The organism is Palleronia marisminoris (assembly GCF_900172315.1).
In the GTDB taxonomy this organism is placed as follows: domain Bacteria; phylum Pseudomonadota; class Alphaproteobacteria; order Rhodobacterales; family Rhodobacteraceae; genus Palleronia; species Palleronia marisminoris.
The window spans coordinates 136,516-152,895 of the sequence record NZ_FWFV01000008.1 but is presented as its reverse complement, the minus strand read 5'-3'; the positions used below and the strand labels follow the sequence as shown (position 1 = coordinate 152,895).

The window sequence follows — 16,380 nt, the reverse complement described above, 5'->3', positions numbered from 1 at the left end:
CTCTTCACCCCCGCCCGCATCTGCGCCATACCCGACCCAAAGCACACGAGGGGCCCCATGCACGACATCCGCACGATCCGCGACAATCCCGAGGCCTTCGACGCCGCCATGGCCCTGCGCGGGATCTCGAACGCCTCCGCCCCCCTTCTCGCCCTGGACGAGGCCCGCCGCGCCGCCATCCACGCGTCCGAGACCGCCAAGGCCCAGCAGAACGCGGCCTCCAAGCAGGTCGGCCAGGCCAAGGCCAGCGGCGACGACGCCGCCTTCGAACGCCTCCGCGCCGAGGTCGCCCAGAAGAAGGCCGAGGTCGCCGACCAGGAACAGGCCGCCCGCGAAAAGGACGCCGAGCTGATCGCCCAGCTCATGACCCTGCCCAACACCATGGCCCCCGACGTCCCCGAAGGCACCTCCGAGGATGACAACGTCGAGATCAAGCGCCACGGCGACCCCACCCCCATCGCGAACGCCAAGGAACACTACGACCTCACCGCCGACATCGACTTCGAGACCGCCGCCCGCCTCTCCGGCTCGCGCTTTGCCCTCATCCGCGGCCAGATCGCCCGCCTCCACAGGGCGCTGGCGCAGTTCATGCTCGACACCCATGTCGACCAGAACGGCCTGACCGAGGTCATCCCCCCCGTCCTCGTCAAGGACGAGGCGATGCGCGGCACCGGCCAGCTTCCGAAATTCGCCGAGGACAGCTACCAGACCACCAACGGCTGGTGGCTGATCCCTACCTCCGAGGTGCCCCTGACCAACATCGTCGCGGGCGAGACCCTCTCCGAATCCGACCTGCCGAAACGCTTCACCGCCCACACCCTGTGCTTCCGGTCCGAGGCCGGAAGCGCCGGCAAGGACACCGCCGGCATGCTCCGCCAGCACCAGTTCGAGAAGGTCGAGATGGTCTCGATCACCCACCCCGACACCTCCGACGACGAGCAACTCCGGATGCTTGCCTGCGCCGAGGGCATCCTCGAGGCGCTGGGCCTGCCCTACCGCACGATCAAGCTGTGCACCGGCGACACCGGCTTCGGCGCCCGCCGCACCTTCGACATCGAGGTCTGGCTGCCGGGCCAGAACCGCTACCGCGAGATCAGCTCGGTCTCGAACTGCTGGGACTTCCAGGCCCGCCGCATGAACGCCCGCTTCAAGCCCTCGGACGGAGGCAAACCCCAATTCGTCCACACCCTGAACGGCAGCGGAGTAGCCGTCGGCCGCGCCCTGATCGCGGTGATGGAGAACGGCCAGCAGCCCGACGGTTCCGTCGTCGTGCCGGAGGTGCTGCGGGGGTATATGGGGGGCGTGGAAGTGCTGGCAACTTCGTAGGCCACTCGCGAGACCAAAGAATTAGAAGACCGTTTTGAGCACCTTCTCCACGCCCGAAAGTAGGTCGTCGATTTCCTCAGCTTTGGGCTCTCGTCCCTTCGCGTGGTCACACAAGTTACGAATATCGGCCAAGTGCTGAATGAAGCGCCATTGCGGAACGTCGATGACATCATTGTCTTTCAGCACTTGATTGAGATCAGAGATACCCGGATGCTTCTTTCGAGAAGATACCGAGTGGCTCTCCAGCGTTTGATGCAAGTGTTTTTCGATAATCACGCCGCAGATCGCCCCCGCAGCTCGAAGGAAACCGTTTTTTGCAAGAGAACGTGCGCCTGAAATTTCGGAATCAAAAAGATGTGCCTGCAATATCAGCTTTAAGTTCAACAAAGAACTCGTCAGCTTTTCTCGAGCAGCTTTGACAATAGATAATTGCTGTCTGAACTCAGGAATGGCAGCAGAGCCATCCGCTATGACCTGCTTTTCCCAAGCGGAACCCCTGGTTATACTAAGCCCCTGCAAGTAATCCTTGATCATATAGTTTTGGAACGTAATATCCTTTCGCACCCGCGGAAATTCAAAATAATTTCGAAAGTCGGACAGTCTTTCCGGGAAGACCTGCTTGATGACCGCTTGCGCTTCTGAATACCAAGCTTGATATTCCTCCTTGAAGTCGGGAAGGCCTTTTATAAAAGTCTCCGCCCCTTGCTCGCCAAGATTCTCACATGCCTTCTCGCGAAATTCATCTGGCAAGCAGTCGTATTGGATCGCCATATGGAGGCTGTCACCCTGTTTTATCAGATCATCTAGCTCAGCGGTAAATTTATCGAATTTCTTTGACATACGCCTCTCCCCTCGCCCTGCCACACTATATGTCAAATAAATCCAATTACAGTCAGCAGGCAACCGGCGCTAACCATTTCGCCGCACATCTTGTTAGCCCGTCTCACCCTACCCCTCCCCCCAAACCGCCCCACATCGCACTCCATGCGATACCTCATCCCCCTCCTCGCCCTCGCCTTCGCCGCGTCACCGCTGCTGACCGGCAGCTTCGGCGGGTTCGACCCGAACGCCTTCCCCGTCCCGCAACAGGACCCGCCCGTCACCCCCGAAGGCTACGCCTTCTCGATCTGGGGGCTGATCTATCTGGCGCTGATCGCCCACGGCCTCATCGGCCTGCGCCGCGGCGATGACCCCGACTGGGCCCGAACCCGCGCCCCCCTCGCACTCAGCCTCGCCGTCGGGGCCATCTGGATCCCCGTCGCCAAGGCCTCGCCCCTCTGAGCGACATTCCTGATCCTGATCATGCTGGCGGGCGCCCTCGTCGCCCTGCGCCGCGCAGGCCCGTCCGACCCGTGGGCACTGTCCACCCCGCTCGGCCTCTATGCCGGCTGGCTCACGGCGGCGAGCGCTGTCAGCCTCGGCCTCCTCGCCGCCGGCTACGGCCTGATCGGCGGCACCACCGCCGCCCTCGTCGCACTGGCCCTCGCCCTCGCCGTGGGTCTCGCGACCCTGCGCGCCCGCCCAAGCCTCGCCTACGCCGCCGCCCTCGCCTGGGCCTTCATCGGCGTCGCAATCCGCAACTGGGGCGATTTGACGACCCTCACCGCCCTCGCAGCCGTTGCCGCGGCGGGCGTCCTTGCGGTCGCAGGGGTCCTACACTTCTCCTACAGATCTCGCACAGAGATCTGACGAAACTCCGACACCCTATTTCAAATGCTTGCGAAGCCGCGAGGGCGTCGATTTCGTCCGCCCCTTGAACGGGTTCTGATCGCTCTGCGACCGCATCCAAAGCCGGATCGGAGTCCCCGGCATGTCGAAATCCACCCTCAACCCGTTTACGAGGTATCGGCTGTAAGCCTCTGACATTTCTTTGGGATTCGAGCACATGACCACGAACCCCGGCGGCCGGGTCTTCGCCTGAGTCATGTACCGCAACTTGATCCGCCGCCCACCGGGCGCAGGGGGCGGGTGCGCCTCGATCATCGCGCCAAGCCATTGATTCAACTTGGAAGTTGTTACGCGCCGGTTCCACACGTCATGCGCCCCAAGGATCGCATCCCTTAGCCGATCCAGCCCCCGCCCCGTCTTGGCCGAAACCGTGACCAACGGCACCCCCCGAAGCTGCGGCAGAAGACGTTCACACTCCTCGCGAAGCATTTGAATCTTCTCGTTCTTGTCCGCCTCGGCGTCCCACTTGTTGACCGCGATCACGACCGCCCGACCCTCACGCTCGGCCAGGTCGGCAATCCGCAGATCCTGCTGCTCGAACGGTATGGCGGCATCAAGCAGAACCACCACCACCTCGGCAAACTTGACGGCCCGCAACCCATCGGAAACGCTAAGCTTTTCAAGCTTCTCCTGGACCTTCGCCTTCTTGCGCATCCCCGCCGTGTCGAAGATCCGAACCGGCAACCCGTCCCAGTCCAGCCGGACCGAGATCGCATCCCGGGTGATCCCAGCCTCGGGCCCGGTCAGCAGCCTCTCTTCGCCCAGCAACTTGTTGACCAGAGTGGATTTACCGGCGTTCGGCCGCCCCACGACGGCCACCTGCAACGGCTTCTCCCAGGTCGGCACGCGGGGGCCGGCATCGGGATCGTCCTCGTCGACATCCACATCCGTCTCGGGTGCCGTCTCGGTCACCCGCTCCTCGGCGTCGGTGACCATCGGCTTCAGCAGCGTGTAGAGGTCCATCATCCCCTCGCCATGCTCGGCCGACAGGCGCACCGGCTCGCCCAAGCCAAGCGCGTAGGCCTCGAGCAGCCCGGCCTCGGCCGCGCGCCCCTCGCATTTGTTGGCTGCCAGGATGACGGTCGCGGACTTCCGGCGCAGAATCTCGGCGAAGATCTCGTCGACCGCCGTCACTCCCACACGCGCGTCGATGACGAAGAGGCACGCGTCCGCCATCTCGACCGCGCGCTCGGTCAGGCGCCGCATCCGCCCCTGAAGAGAGTCGTCGGTTGCATCCTCGAGGCCCGCCGTGTCAATTACGGTGAAGCGAAGATCGGCGATCTTGGCCTCGCCCTCGCGCAGGTCGCGGGTGACGCCGGGCTGGTCGTCGACCAGCGCAAGGCGGCGGCCGACGAGCCGGTTGAACAAGGTGGATTTGCCCACGTTCGGGCGTCCGACAATGGCGAGAGTGAAGCTCATGGGCGCGCGCTCCGTTGGATCAGAGGCCGCCCTTTACCGGACGGCTCAGCGGAAGGCCAGAAGCTGGCCATCCTCGCTCACGACATAGAGCGTCTGGCCAGCGACGACCGGGTTGGAGGTCGCGCCGCTCGGCATGGCGACCTCGGCCACCTGGGTCCCGCTCGTCGGGTCGAATGCTCGCAGGCGCGAGTCCGACGATGCGACCCAGAGACGCCCACCGGCCAGGACGGGCCCATAATGGTTGAACACAGCCTTGCGGCGGCCGATGATGTTGCGCTCGAACAGCGGCAGGGCCGTGCCCCAGATGCGCTGTCCCGTCGAGGCGTCGAGGCGGATCAGCTCGTTCTGGTCGCTTACCGCGAAGACCGATCCGCCGGCGACGACCACCGGCGACATCGCACCGTCCTCGGCCGTCCACAGGCGCTGTCCGGAAACCAGAGAAAAGGCGTTGATCCGGCCCGAAGGGGAGCCCGCGTAGATCGTGTCGCCGTCGATCACCGGGTCGCCCGAGATGTCGGAGATGCCCGCATACACCTTGCCAACCCGCGAGCCGGCGACGGTGGTGGTCCAGCGGCTGGTGCCCCCAGAAAGAACTCCGCGCAACTCGCGGCTGGCGTAGGGGAAGACCACCAATCCGTCCGACACGGCAGGTGCAGCCCCGCCCGACACGCCGGTCGTCGAAGGTGTGCCCGTCTCGGTCCATTGAACTCGGCCAGTCGCGGCATCGATTGCCCAGCCGGTCGCATTGCGGCCAACGACATAGACGGTACCACCGCTGACAGTCGGAGCGCCCGAGGCGGCCGCCCCGAGGTCCTGAACCCAGCGGCGCTGCCCGGAGGTCGCGTCGAGCGCCAGAAGCTCGCCATAGCCCGTCGAGACGTAGAGCGTGCCATCCGACACGGCGAGGCCGGTTCCGGTGGCGCCGCCCTCGGGCTCACCGGCGGGGACGAGGCTGGCGGACCACAGGGGCTCGCCCGCCAGGGCATGGGCCATCACGCGCGCACGGCTGTCCACGGTGAAGATGCGCCCGCCGCCCACGACCGGATCGGCGACGATCCGGTGGCGGCGATCCTCGGCCGCGCCGATCGACGCGGCGAAGCGCAGGCTCGGGGTCGGGGCGAGCGCGACGTGGGGGATGTCGTGATCGGCCGCGTAGGCCTTGTGCGTCCATTCGGTGGTCGCGACGGCGGCAGGCAGCGACAGGGGCACGGCACGATCCACCTCGACGGCGCCCTCGCCCTCGCGCAGGTCCAGGCGCTCGCCGAGAAGTATCTCCTCGCGATCACCGCAGCCCTGGAGCACAAGAAGCGCCACGCCGAGTGTCAGCCCGATCCGCGTCATACGATATTCCCTCATCCCTCGGCCGTCTCGAGCGACCCGCCGAGCGCGACAATCAACTGCCGGGCCCGGGCTTGCAAGTCTCGCGTGGCGGCACCGTCCTCGAGGATCCCGCGCAGCGTCTCGATCGCGTCCGAGGTCTCGCCCGCCCGCATCTCGGCGATGGCCCGCTGCTCAAGGGCCAGAAGGCGGTAAGGCGCGCCGGGAATCGTCAGGGGCTCGATCATATCGATGACCTCCTGCGGGTCGGCGCGATCCTGCAACAGCATCGCCGCCTTGAGCGTCGCGAGCTCCCGATAGAGCGGCGGAATGGTGCCGTCGCCGCTGATCTCGGTCAGCAGTTCGAGCGTCTGCGCCTCGGCCTCGTCGGTTTCGAGCGTATCGGCCGCCAGCATCGCCAGCAGCGCCTGCTGCGTGCCTTCGGCGTCGATGGCCAGCAGAGCCTCGCGCCGCGCCTCGGGCGTCTCGGCGTCGAGCGCGGCGACGATCGCGTCCCCGAAGGCCCGCGCCTCGGCCTGCTCGGCGCTGCGGCGCCATTCGACCCAGGCCGCGGCGCCCACCAGCAGCACGACCGCGAGAATCGCGATCCAGCCGTAGCGGCGCAGCATGGCGTACAGCCGGTCGCGGCGGACCTCGTCCGAGACCTCGTCGATGAAACTGTCGTTATTGCTCACCCTGGACCTCTTTCGCGCTGTCCGCCGCGTCATAGCGCGCCCTCATGCGAATGGCCACAGGTGCGAAACGAGGATTTGATCCTCGAACAGCGTCAGGCGACCTCTTCCTCGGTCGCCTGACGATGCCAGAGCTGCGCATAACGCCCGCCCTGTGCCAACAGCGCCATGTGCGAGCCACGCTCCACAATCCGGCCGGCATCCAGCACCGCGATCTCGTCCGCATCCACCACCGTCGAAAGCCGGTGCGCGATCACCAGCACCGTCCGCCCCCGACCCATTGCGCGGAGTTCGTTCTGGATGCCCATCTCGGTCTCGGTATCCAGCGCCGACGTCGCCTCGTCCAGCAGCAGGATCGGCGGGTCCTTCAGCAGCGTGCGCGCGATGCCCACGCGCTGCTTCTCGCCGCCGGACAGCTTTAGCCCCCGCTCGCCCACCTGCGTCTCGTAGCCATCCGGCAGGCTCGCGACGAAGTCGTGGATCGAGGCGGCCCGTGCGGCGGCTTCGATGTCGGCCTCGGTCGCGTCGGGGCGGCCGTAGGCGATGTTGTAGCGGATCGTGTCGTTGAACAGCACCGTGTCCTGCGGCACGACCCCGATCGCGCCGTGCAGACTTTCCTGCGTCACCCCCCGCAGATCCTGCTCGTCGATGCGGATCGCCCCGCCGCCGACATCGTAGAACCGGAAGAGCAACCGGCCCACCGTCGACTTGCCTCCGCCCGACGCCCCGACAAGCGCCAGCGTCCGCCCCGGCGGGATCGTGAAGGACAGGCCGTCGAGGATGCGGCGGTCCTCACCATAGCTGAACGAGACCTCGTCGAAGACGATCTCGCCGCCCCGGACCTTCAGCGCCTTGGCGTCGGGCGCGTCCTTTACCTCGGCGGGCTGTTCCAGCAGCGCGAACATCTGCCCCATGTCGACGAGCGACTGTCGGATCTCGCGGTAGACGGTCCCGAGGAACCCCAGCGGGACGGTGATCTGGATCATGTAGGCGTTCACCATGACGAAATCGCCCGTGGTCAACCGCCCTGCCGAGACGCCCGCCGCAGCCATGGCCATGACTGAGACAAGCCCCGCGCCAATGATCAGCGCCTGCCCGAAATTGAGCGCCGCCAGCGAATAGGACGTCCGCAGCGCCGCGCCCACATAGCCGGCCATGGCGCTGTCGTAGCGGTCGGCCTCGCGACGCTCGGCACCGAAATACTTGACCGTCTCGAAGTTCAGCAGCGCATCCATGGATTTCTGCGCGGCATCGTTGTCCTGCCGGATCATCTCGCGCCGGATGCGCACCCGCCATTCGGTCACGGCGAAGGTGAAGGCCACGTAGGCCACCATCGTCACCATCACCACGGCCAGGTAGCGCCAGTCGAACACCACGGCGAGGATGACCCCCACCATCGCCAGCTCGAGCACCAGCGGCCCGATCGAGAACAGCAGGAATCGCAGCAGGAACTCGACGCCCTTCACGCCGCGCTCCATGATCCGTTGCAGCGAGCCGGTGCGCCGCTGGATGTGGTAGCGCAGGGACAGCCGGTGGATATGCTCGAACGTCTCGAGCGCGAGCGTCCGCAGCGCCCGCTGCCCCACCGCGGCGAAGAGAACGTCGCGCAACTGCTGAAACCCGGTGTTCATCACCCGCGCCACGCCGTAGGCGATGGTCAGTGCGATGGCCCCTGCCCCCAGCGCCCACGCGGCGTCGCCTTCGCCCGACAGCATGTCCACCGCCGCCTTGTAGAAGACCGGGACCGTCACCGCGACGAGCTTCGCCACGATCAGCGCCGTCATGGACAGGACCACGCGCACGCGCAGGGCCGGCGCATCCTCGGGCCACAGGTATGGCAGCACGCGCGCGACGATACCGAGGCCGCGCGCCTCGCCGTCCGTCTGCGGAGTATCTGATGATCCGGGAGGCATGGGCGACGGCTTAGCCACCCTGCCCCGCTTTGACCAGCGCACGCGTCAGTCGGGCACCGCGAAGATCTGGCCCGGATAGATCAGGTCGGGGTTGCCGATCTTGTCGGCGTTCGCCTCGAACACCCTGACGAAGGACATTCCGTCGCCGTAATTGCTCTCGGCGATGGCCCATAGGGTGAAGCCAGGCTGCACAGTGACGCGTCGCACGCCATCCTCGACCATGCCCTGCAGCGCGTCCAGGGACGCGGCCGATTCCGGGCGGAACGGAGTCTCGGCCCGCGCGGTCACTTCGCCCGTGGCGTCCAGCTGATCGACGCGCAGGGTGTAGGTGCGCTCTGCGAGGGCGGGCATGTCGAGGCGCCACTGGCCGTCCGCCTCGCTCCGCACGGCGTCGAGCGGACGATTGTCGAGATACACGCGCACCGAGGCCGCCTCGGGCGCGCGGCCGCCCAGAACGACGGTTCCATCGGGCGCATAGCGGATCGTGTCGATGCTGAGCGCGGGTCGCGGCGCACCGTCCTGCACCACGCTCAGGCCGCCGTTCTCGACCTGCAGGACCCGCGGCGCCTCGGGTCGCGACGGCGGTTCCGTCACGGGGGGCGTGGTCAGGCGCGCCGCGAAAGTCTCCTGCCGAGGCACGACGGGCACGCGAGAGCCCTGGGCCATCACGTCCTGAACCTCGGGCGTGACCGGGGGAGCGTCGTACGCAGCTGGGCCCGAGGACAGACTGGCGATCCGCGGCGCGTCCGGCCGATCGGTTGCGACCGGCACGTCCCGCGGGCCCGAAGCGTCGGCCCGCGGCGTGACTGGCATGTCCCGATCCGGCACAGATAGCGGCGTCACGGGCGCGCTCGTCTCGGGCGTCACGAGCGTCGCTGCTGCCCCTGCGCGCATCTCTTCGGGGTCTTCGGCGGCCACGTCGGCGCGCATCCGGGCGGCTGCCCGATCCTCGACCGCCACCGCGCGCAGGTCGCGCTTGGCCGGGGCAGCAGCGATGCGCGCAGCCTCGGGCGCGGGACCCGGAGGCGCGGGGCGGCGCGGCTCGATGACGAAGCTCTGCTTGCCCGGTCTCGCCTCGCCGCCGTCACGTTCACGCAGGTTGAGGGACTGAGGTGCCTCGCTTTCGGGCAGGTCCAGGAACGCGACGAAGTTTCCCTGCACGTCGACGGAGACCGTTCCCGCCATCTGCTCGCCCAGCAGGACCTCGACCTGCGCCCCGGGCGTGGCACGGCCCGAGACCAGCATCGCGCCGTCCCGCTCGACCCGGAGGACATCGACCTCTGGGCCGTCCGCATCGTCCTCTGCGGGAACGACCACCGCCGGCTCGGGAACCACCACGGCCGCGACGTCCTCCCCTGCACCGTCGGACACCACCTCGACGCCGGGTGCGAAGCGCAGACCCAGCACCAGCAGACCGGCGGCGATCACGCAACCGAAGACCATGCCGAGCAACCGGGTCATCTCGCCCCTCCTTGTCCCGCGCGCCCTTGCGGGGGCGCCACATTCGTTCCAAAGCATTGCGAAAAAAGAACGGAGAAGGCGAGTCCATGCCCCTCGAAACCACACCGACCGCATCGATTTGCGTCTATTGCGGATCCCGTGACGGGAATGACGCCCGGTTCTGCGCAGCGGCCGACGCGCTCGGCGCGGGAATCGCCGCCCGGGGTTGGCGCCTGGTCTACGGCGCGGGCGACGTGGGGCTGATGGGCCGAGTCGCGCGATCCGCACAGGCCGCCGGCGCGGACACTTTCGGCGTCATCCCGCGACATCTTCTGGACCTCGAGGTCGGCAAGCGCGACCTGTCCCGCTTCATCGTCACCGAGACGATGCACGAGCGTAAGAAGGTGATGCTGATGAACGCGGACGCCGTGGTGATGCTGCCCGGCGGAGCGGGATCCCTGGACGAGTTCTTCGAAGCGCTCACCTGGCGCCAGCTTGGGCTGCACGACAAGCCGATCGTGCTGGTGAACGTGGCGGGTTACTGGGACCCGCTGCACAGACTTCTGGACGACGTCGTCGCCAAGGGCTTCGCCGCCGCGAGCCTGCTTGATTTCATCGAGACCGTGCCCGACGCCGAAGCCGCGATCACGTCACTGGCGGCACGGCTCGAAGCCGCCGCCGCCTGACGAACGTCTCGCCGGAATAGATTGCGAGCGCCGTCCAGATCGCCCCGAAGGCCGCCGCGTGCCACATCGTGAACCGCTCGCCGAACAGGAGCGTGGCGCACAGGAACTGAAGCGTCGGGTTCAGGTATCCGATGACGCCGACCGTCGACAGCGACAGCCGCCGCGAGGCCATCGTAAACAGGATCAGCGGCAGCGCGGTCAAGGGCCCCGACGCGGCCAGGAGCAGCGCGTCCCAGCCGGTGAACGCGCCCCAGCCGGGCGTGGCCCAGACCAGCCAGCCGATGGCCAGGGGCATCAGCAGGACCACCTCGGCGGTGACGCTGGCCATTGCGTTCGCCTCGATCGCCTTTTTCGCGACGCCGTAGAAGCCGAAGGTGACTGCCAGGACGAAGGACAGCCAGGGCGCCGCGCCAAGCCCCAGGATCAACGTGGCCACACCGGCGGCGGCCAAGGCGATCGCGATGCCCTGGGCCCGCGACGGCCTTTCGCGGAAGATCGCCGCGCCGAGCGCGACCGAGACCAGCGGGAAGATGAAGTAGCCGAGGCTGGTCTCGACCACCCGGCCAGCCTGCACTGCGAAGATGAAGACGAACCAGTTCGCCCCGATCATGATCGAGGCAAACGCGACGAGGGCGGCCACACGCGGACCCCGCACCAGATGCGCAACGGTCGAAAGGCGCCCCCGTCCGGCAAGGATCACGGCGAAGAACAGTGCCGACCAGATCGTCCGGTGCGCCAGCACCTCGGCCGGTGGGACATGGGCGAGAAGCTTGTAGTAGATCGCCGACAGGCCCCAGATCGTGCAGGCCCCAGCCATGGCGAGGATGCCGGTCAGCGAGGTCCTCATTGCGCGCGCAGGATGGCCGAGACGGGAACCAGCGCCACGCTGTCCGCCCGCGAGCTCCCGAGGAAACGCTCGAGCCCCTCGGCCGTCTCGGGAGAGTTGTCGGCGATCACCACGACCGCGCCCCGATTGCGCGCCTCGAAGGCGGCCTGGTCGAGGAACCGTCCGACCGCGCGCCCGTCGCGGCCGCTTCCATCGACCCGGCGGAAGATCTCGACCGCGGGAACGCCGGCTCTTTCGGCGGCCTCGATGACGGAGGTGGATGTTCCGCTGCGCAGGATCAGGCCGTGTCCGGTTTCCGCGAGGACCGCTGCGATCTCGTCCGCCGCGATCGACCCGCCGGCGAAGCCCCTCTCGCTTTGGGCCATAACGGTGGCCGCCCGCGGCAGCGCGTCGAACATCGCGAGCGGCCCGGTGCCCGCCGCGCCCGTGGGCGGGCCCGGTATCGCGACGATCTCGGCGCCCGCCGCGCGCCATGCCTCCGCGCGGGCCTCAGCATCCGCCGCATCGGCGGCGATCGCCACGCTGAGCGGCACGCCCTCGATCGGGTCGGTGCCGGCGCGGTCCACCACGACGATCGCCATGAGAGGAACGTACCACGAGGGCGGCTCGGCGATGGCGTTGCGCACCAGTGCCGGCCGGTCGTCCGCCGTTGCCGCTTCATCGACGTCCTGCGGCAGTCGTTCGGGCCGGGATGGCAAACCACCGTCGAAGTCAGGCGGCGCGAAGCCGGCTTCCGGGACCACAAGCGCTGCGGGTTGCGCCTCGAGACCGTCTCGCGGGGGCCCCTCGGCCGGGTCCCGCGTCAAGCCCGGACCGTCCGTCTGTGCGGGGACAAAATTCGGCGCTCGCGGCGCGAGGATCTGCGCGGCAGGCGGCACGACTTCGGCGGCGGGGTCGACCGTGGGTGTCTCTGTCGTCGCCGGCTCCGCCTCGGCTGGCTCCACCCGTGCCTCTGCATCCGGCCCTAGTTCTGCCGCGTTCACCACCACTGTCGAAACCGTGGCGGCAGGCGCGGCGGGCTCCGCACCCTCCGAGGGGGGCGCCACGGCCGCCTCAGGTACGCGCACATCCGACTCCTGCCGCACAGTTTGTCCGGGCGTCGTCGCCGCGGGAATATCCCCCGACGGGTCGTCGGCCGGCGAAAGGCCGACGCGCGCATCATCCCGAGCAACGGGAGCCGTCCCGGGCTCGTCGGCGAAGATCGACTGCGTCTCCGGCCCCACGGCGGCGGGGCGGTCCCTGCCCCCGATCGCCTGATGGTCCCGGACGGGGGCCAGCGACAGCCCGACGGCCAGGCCGATCACACCGACCACGACACCCGCACAAATTCCTCCGAGGAGACCCTTCACCCGGAATTCCTTTCGCCCGCTTGACGCTTGCCTGCGCTTTTCCCCATCTATACCTCTCGGCCCCGGGCCCGCCAGCCCCGCCCTTGGACAAGGAGAACCAGCGTGCTTCTGTTGATCGACAACTACGACAGCTTCACCTGGAACCTCGTCCACTACGTGGGCGAGCTGGGAGCCGAGGTCCAGGTTCACCGCAACGACGCGCTCAGCGTCACCGAGGCCATGGCGCTGAAGCCCGACCATATCCTGCTGTCACCCGGCCCCTGCGATCCGGACCGCGCCGGCATCTGCCTGCCGCTCGTGCAGGCGGCCGCCGAAGCGGGCGTGCCGCTACTGGGTGTCTGCCTCGGGCATCAGGCCATCGGGCAGGCCTTCGGCGGCAAGGTCGTGCGTCACAGCGAAATCGTCCATGGCAAGGCTGGGATCATGCATCACGAGGGTGAAAGCGTGTTCGCGGGCCTCCCCTCGCCCCTGTCGGCGACGAGGTATCACTCGCTGGTGGTCGAGCGGGATAGCCTGCCCGACGAGCTGACCGTGACGGCTGCGCTCGAGGACGGGACGATCATGGGCCTCGCGCACCGGACCCTGCCGATCCACGGCGTGCAGTTCCACCCCGAGTCGATCCGGTCCGAGCATGGCCACGCGATTCTGCGGACCTTCCTCGAAACCGGGCTCGTGCCGGCATGAGCGATGCGCTGAAGCCGCTCATCGAAGCGGCGGTCGACCGGCCGCTGACCGAAGACGAGGCCCGGACCGCCTTCGACCTGATTTTCGCCGGCGAGGCCACGCCCAGCCAGATCGGCGGGCTGCTGATGGCCCTGCGGGTCCGCGGCGAGGCCGTCTCGGAATTCGCGGCCGCCGCCGCCGCGATGCGCGCCCGGGCGCGAAAGGTCCGCGCTCCCGAGGGGGCGATGGATATCGTCGGCACCGGCGGCGACGGCAAGAGCACGCTGAACATCTCGACCGCCGCGGCCTTCGTGATCGCCGGCGCCGGCGTGCCGGTGGCCAAGCACGGGAACCGCAACCTGTCCTCAAAGTCCGGGGCGGCCGACGTGATCGCCCAGCAGGGGATCGACGTCATGGTCGGCCCCGAGGTGGTCGAGCGTGCGCTGGCCGAGGTCGGCATCGGCTTCATGATGGCCCCCATGCACCACCCGGCCATGAAGGCCGTGATGCCCACGCGGATCGAGCTCGGGACCCGCACGATCTTCAACATCCTCGGGCCGCTGACGAACCCGGCCGGGGTGAAGTACCAGCTGAGCGGGGCGTATTCCGCGAGCATCCTTGCACCCATGGCCGAAACCCTGGGCCGCCTGGGAAGCGAGCGTGCCTGGCTCGTCCACGGCTCGGACGGGACGGACGAGCTGGCAATCTCGGGGCCGTCCACCGTTGCGGTGCTGGAGAACGGAGAGGTCACGATGTGCGAGGTCGCACCCGAGGATGCCGGCCTGCCGCAGCACCCGTTCGAGCAGATCGTCGGCGGCACGCCCGAGGCGAATGGCCGCGCGTTCCGGGCCCTGCTCGCCGGTGAGCCCTCCGCCTACCGCGATGCGGTTCTTCTGAACGCGGCGGCCGGGCTGGTGGTCGCGGGGCGCGTGGAGTCCCTGACGGAGGGCGCCGCGATGGCGGCCGAGAGCGTCGACAGCGGGGCGGCGAAGGCGAAGGTCGAGGGCTTGGCCAGGGTCTCTCCGCTCGCCTGAGGTTCACCCCCTGAACAGCTGCTTGTACTCGTCCAGCGTGCGCGTGCGCGCCTTGGAGCGGGTCGCCCCCTTCGCAGGCAGTTGCAGCCGCGAGTCGTTGATCACCATGATGTGGTCCTCGAGCACGCGGGCCGCTTGATCCAGATCGCGCGCCCTCAGGTGGCCCAGGATCTGCTTGTGCTCGCCGAAGGACTGTTCGCGGTAGTCGCCCTCGCCCTCCTGCAGGCGCACGCGCAGGGCCTTGATGGCGGATGCCGTCAGATCGTAGGCCTGCGGCAGAAAGCTGTTGCCGGACGCACCGACGAACACGTGGTGGAAGTCCATGTCGGCAGCTTCGTACTGATTCCAGTTGCCGCCGGTCATCGCCTTGTCCATCCGGTCGATGGTTTCCTCGAGCGCGTCCACGACGGCTTGACCGGAATCCTGCATCGCGAGTCGCATTCCCGCTGTTTCGAGCACGGCGCGAAAGGTGCTCATCTCGAGCACATCCTCGCGGGTGGGCGAGAAGACGTAGGTCCCTGCCTGGGGCACGATGGTGACGAGGCGGATGTCCCGCAACTTGAAGAAGGCCGTCCTGACGGGCGCCTTGCTCATCCCCAAGGCTTCGGCGATCTGCATCTCCGAGAGGCGCTCGCCAAAGTCCAGCGCACCCGAGACGATGGCTTCCTGGATACGGATGAACGCTTCTCTGCTCAGCGACACTTCAGTTTCTCCGGCTCTCGAGCATGGGGCGCCACCGACATCCGGGACATGATGCGCTCGTAGGGTCGTGGCCGATGTAACGTCACCCGGCGACCGGGTCCATTTAATGGACTTGACAAGTTTTGCATGTGCTAGAATTCTAGTATGTAATTTTTGCGGAGGGATGCAGATCATATGTTCCGGTTTCACTTGTTGACCCCAGACGCGCAATATCCGGACGACGCCGCGATCGAGCGCGAGACGGCGGGTCCCGGTGCCGACTGGATCATCCACCGCGAGCGGCAGCCCGAAGTGATTCCCGCGGACGACTGGAGCCGCGCCGATGCGCTGGTGGTCTGGCACGAAATGCCCATCGACTCGGACGTTATCGCACGGCTGGACCGCTGCCGGATCATCGTTCGCGCAGGCGTCGGGTTCGATCACATCGATCTCGACGCGGCCGCCGCGAGAGGCATTCCGGTGTGCAACACGCCCGACTATGGCACCAGCGAAGTCGCGGACCATGCCATCGCGATGATGCTCAACTTCAAGCGGGGCCTCACCTCGTATCACCGCGAACTCATGGCCTCGCCCCAGGACGGTTTCGATCACGCGCGCGCACCGCTGATGGGCCGGTTGCGGGGACGGACGCTGGGGATCGTCGGGCTGGGGCGTATCGGGACCGCCACGGCGCTGCGGGCGAAGGCGTTCGGCCTCGACGTCGTCTGCTACGATCCGCACGTCTCGCGCGGGACCGAGATCGCAGTCGGCGTTCGGCGGGTCGAAAGCCTGCGCGAACTGCTCGCGGTCAGCGACGTCGTCAGCCTGCATTGTCCTTTGACGGACGAGACGCGCGGCATGATCAATTCCGAAACTCTGGGATGGATGAAGCCCGAAGCGATCCTGGTCAACACGGCGCGGGGGGCGATCGTGGACGTGCCGGCCCTGCTCGAGGCGTTGCGGAAGAACGTGATCGCGGGCGCCGGGCTGGACGTGCTGCCCACCGAGCCGCCGGCCGAGGACGACCCGATCTCGATCGCCTATGCCGGGCGGGGCGACCCGTTGACGGGCGAGCGCCTTCTGCTGTCGCCGCACGCGGCATGGTCGAGCCCCGAAAGCGTCGCCGACGCGCGGCGGCTCGCCGTCGAGACGGCAATGCTGTGCCTGACCGAGGGGCGGATTCGCAATCTCGTCAACAATCCTGGGAGCACACCGATGGCGGCGGCCGAATAGCGGTCGCTGCCGGAAAAGAGGGAGGAGGCTCTCGCAGCGAAGGAGGGTTGCG

14 protein-coding genes and 1 pseudogene are annotated in these 16,380 nt (G+C 67.6%); 6 read left to right on the top strand and 9 right to left on the bottom strand.

The features are described from left to right. Positions 1 to 57: 57 nt before the first annotated feature. On the top strand, positions 58 to 1,326 hold the full coding sequence (gene serS / locus PAM7066_RS14020; protein WP_085854853.1) for a serine--tRNA ligase: 1,269 nt from the start codon (positions 58 to 60) through the stop codon (positions 1,324 to 1,326). Between the two features lie 21 nt (positions 1,327 to 1,347). On the opposite strand, the gene PAM7066_RS14015 is transcribed toward serS, so the two are convergent. After that, positions 1,348 to 2,166: a hypothetical protein gene (locus PAM7066_RS14015; protein ID WP_090929029.1), complete on the bottom strand. Its 819-nt coding sequence runs from the start codon at positions 2,164 to 2,166 to the stop codon at positions 1,348 to 1,350. A 144-nt stretch (positions 2,167 to 2,310) separates the two neighbouring features. Here PAM7066_RS14015 and PAM7066_RS19710 point away from each other — a divergent pair. Continuing rightward, positions 2,311 to 3,015, top strand: a pseudogene (locus PAM7066_RS19710) (TspO-related membrane protein). A 15-nt stretch (positions 3,016 to 3,030) separates the two neighbouring features. On the opposite strand, the gene der reads toward PAM7066_RS19710, so the two are convergent. The 5 genes from der to PAM7066_RS13985 all read right to left on the bottom strand — a co-directional run bounded on the left by der (position 3,031) and on the right by PAM7066_RS13985 (position 9,856). Next, the gene (gene der / locus PAM7066_RS14005) at positions 3,031 to 4,473 is read right to left on the bottom strand and encodes a ribosome biogenesis GTPase Der (protein WP_085854852.1); all 1,443 of its coding nucleotides are present in this window, start codon (positions 4,471 to 4,473) and stop codon (positions 3,031 to 3,033) included. Positions 4,474 to 4,518: 45 nt separating this feature from the next. Next, positions 4,519 to 5,829 (bottom strand): outer membrane protein assembly factor BamB family protein, encoded by a 1,311-nt coding sequence (locus PAM7066_RS14000; RefSeq protein WP_085854851.1) that lies wholly within the window; start codon positions 5,827 to 5,829, stop codon positions 4,519 to 4,521. Continuing rightward, positions 5,826 to 6,485 (bottom strand): tetratricopeptide repeat protein, encoded by a 660-nt coding sequence (locus PAM7066_RS18695; protein ID WP_090929026.1) that lies wholly within the window; start codon positions 6,483 to 6,485, stop codon positions 5,826 to 5,828. The genes PAM7066_RS14000 and PAM7066_RS18695 overlap by 4 nt, the downstream gene beginning before the upstream one ends. 92 nt (positions 6,486 to 6,577) lie before the next feature. Next, the gene (locus PAM7066_RS13990; RefSeq protein WP_085854850.1) at positions 6,578 to 8,395 is read right to left on the bottom strand and encodes an ABCB family ABC transporter ATP-binding protein/permease; all 1,818 of its coding nucleotides are present in this window, start codon (positions 8,393 to 8,395) and stop codon (positions 6,578 to 6,580) included. A 45-nt stretch (positions 8,396 to 8,440) separates the two neighbouring features. Then, positions 8,441 to 9,856: a LysM peptidoglycan-binding domain-containing protein gene (locus PAM7066_RS13985; protein WP_085854849.1), complete on the bottom strand. Its 1,416-nt coding sequence runs from the start codon at positions 9,854 to 9,856 to the stop codon at positions 8,441 to 8,443. A gap of 86 nt (positions 9,857 to 9,942) precedes the next feature. Between PAM7066_RS13985 and PAM7066_RS13980 the strand changes: the two genes are divergently transcribed. Then, complete coding sequence (locus PAM7066_RS13980) at positions 9,943 to 10,521, top strand: LOG family protein (protein ID WP_085854848.1); 579 nt, start codon at positions 9,943 to 9,945, stop codon at positions 10,519 to 10,521. Here the strand turns inward: PAM7066_RS13980 and rarD are convergent. Both rarD and PAM7066_RS13970 read right to left on the bottom strand, forming a co-directional pair. Further along, the gene (gene rarD / locus PAM7066_RS13975; RefSeq protein WP_085854847.1) at positions 10,481 to 11,368 is read right to left on the bottom strand and encodes an EamA family transporter RarD; all 888 of its coding nucleotides are present in this window, start codon (positions 11,366 to 11,368) and stop codon (positions 10,481 to 10,483) included. The genes PAM7066_RS13980 and rarD overlap by 41 nt on opposite strands. Then, entirely contained in the window at positions 11,365 to 12,717 is a 1,353-nt protein-coding gene (locus PAM7066_RS13970; RefSeq protein ID WP_139215006.1) for a divergent polysaccharide deacetylase family protein, read from the bottom strand. The genes rarD and PAM7066_RS13970 overlap by 4 nt, the downstream gene beginning before the upstream one ends. 102 nt (positions 12,718 to 12,819) lie before the next feature. On the opposite strand from PAM7066_RS13970, the gene PAM7066_RS13965 reads away from it, so the two are divergent. Together PAM7066_RS13965 and trpD are read left to right on the top strand one after the other, a co-directional pair. Continuing rightward, the gene (locus PAM7066_RS13965) at positions 12,820 to 13,401 is read left to right on the top strand and encodes an anthranilate synthase component II (protein ID WP_085854845.1); all 582 of its coding nucleotides are present in this window, start codon (positions 12,820 to 12,822) and stop codon (positions 13,399 to 13,401) included. Beyond that, on the top strand, positions 13,398 to 14,414 hold the full coding sequence (trpD, locus tag PAM7066_RS13960) for an anthranilate phosphoribosyltransferase (RefSeq protein ID WP_085854844.1): 1,017 nt from the start codon (positions 13,398 to 13,400) through the stop codon (positions 14,412 to 14,414). The genes PAM7066_RS13965 and trpD overlap by 4 nt, the downstream gene beginning before the upstream one ends. Before the next feature lie 3 nt (positions 14,415 to 14,417). Here trpD and PAM7066_RS13955 read toward each other — a convergent pair whose 3' ends face one another. After that, positions 14,418 to 15,116 (bottom strand): GntR family transcriptional regulator, encoded by a 699-nt coding sequence (locus PAM7066_RS13955; protein ID WP_175484655.1) that lies wholly within the window; start codon positions 15,114 to 15,116, stop codon positions 14,418 to 14,420. A 189-nt stretch (positions 15,117 to 15,305) separates the two neighbouring features. Here PAM7066_RS13955 and PAM7066_RS13950 point away from each other — a divergent pair, with 189 nt between their 5' ends. Then, entirely contained in the window at positions 15,306 to 16,328 is a 1,023-nt protein-coding gene (locus PAM7066_RS13950; RefSeq protein ID WP_217639971.1) for a C-terminal binding protein, read from the top strand. Positions 16,329 to 16,380: the final 52 nt, after the last annotated feature.

Excerpts from the sequence above, each read along its gene's own strand:
- serS (WP_085854853.1), top strand. The coding sequence starts at position 58 with ATGCACGACATCCGCACGATCCGCGACAATCCCGAGGCCTTCGACGCC.
- PAM7066_RS14015 (WP_090929029.1), bottom strand. The coding sequence starts at position 2,166 with ATGTCAAAGAAATTCGATAAATTTACCGCTGAGCTAGATGATCTGATA.
- der (WP_085854852.1), bottom strand. The coding sequence starts at position 4,473 with ATGAGCTTCACTCTCGCCATTGTCGGACGCCCGAACGTGGGCAAATCC.
- PAM7066_RS14000 (WP_085854851.1), bottom strand. The coding sequence starts at position 5,829 with ATGAGGGAATATCGTATGACGCGGATCGGGCTGACACTCGGCGTGGCG.
- PAM7066_RS13990 (WP_085854850.1), bottom strand. The coding sequence starts at position 8,395 with ATGCCTCCCGGATCATCAGATACTCCGCAGACGGACGGCGAGGCGCGC.
- PAM7066_RS13985 (WP_085854849.1), bottom strand. The coding sequence starts at position 9,856 with ATGACCCGGTTGCTCGGCATGGTCTTCGGTTGCGTGATCGCCGCCGGT.
- PAM7066_RS13980 (WP_085854848.1), top strand. The coding sequence starts at position 9,943 with ATGCCCCTCGAAACCACACCGACCGCATCGATTTGCGTCTATTGCGGA.
- rarD (WP_085854847.1), bottom strand. The coding sequence starts at position 11,368 with ATGAGGACCTCGCTGACCGGCATCCTCGCCATGGCTGGGGCCTGCACG.
- trpD (WP_085854844.1), top strand. The coding sequence starts at position 13,398 with ATGAGCGATGCGCTGAAGCCGCTCATCGAAGCGGCGGTCGACCGGCCG.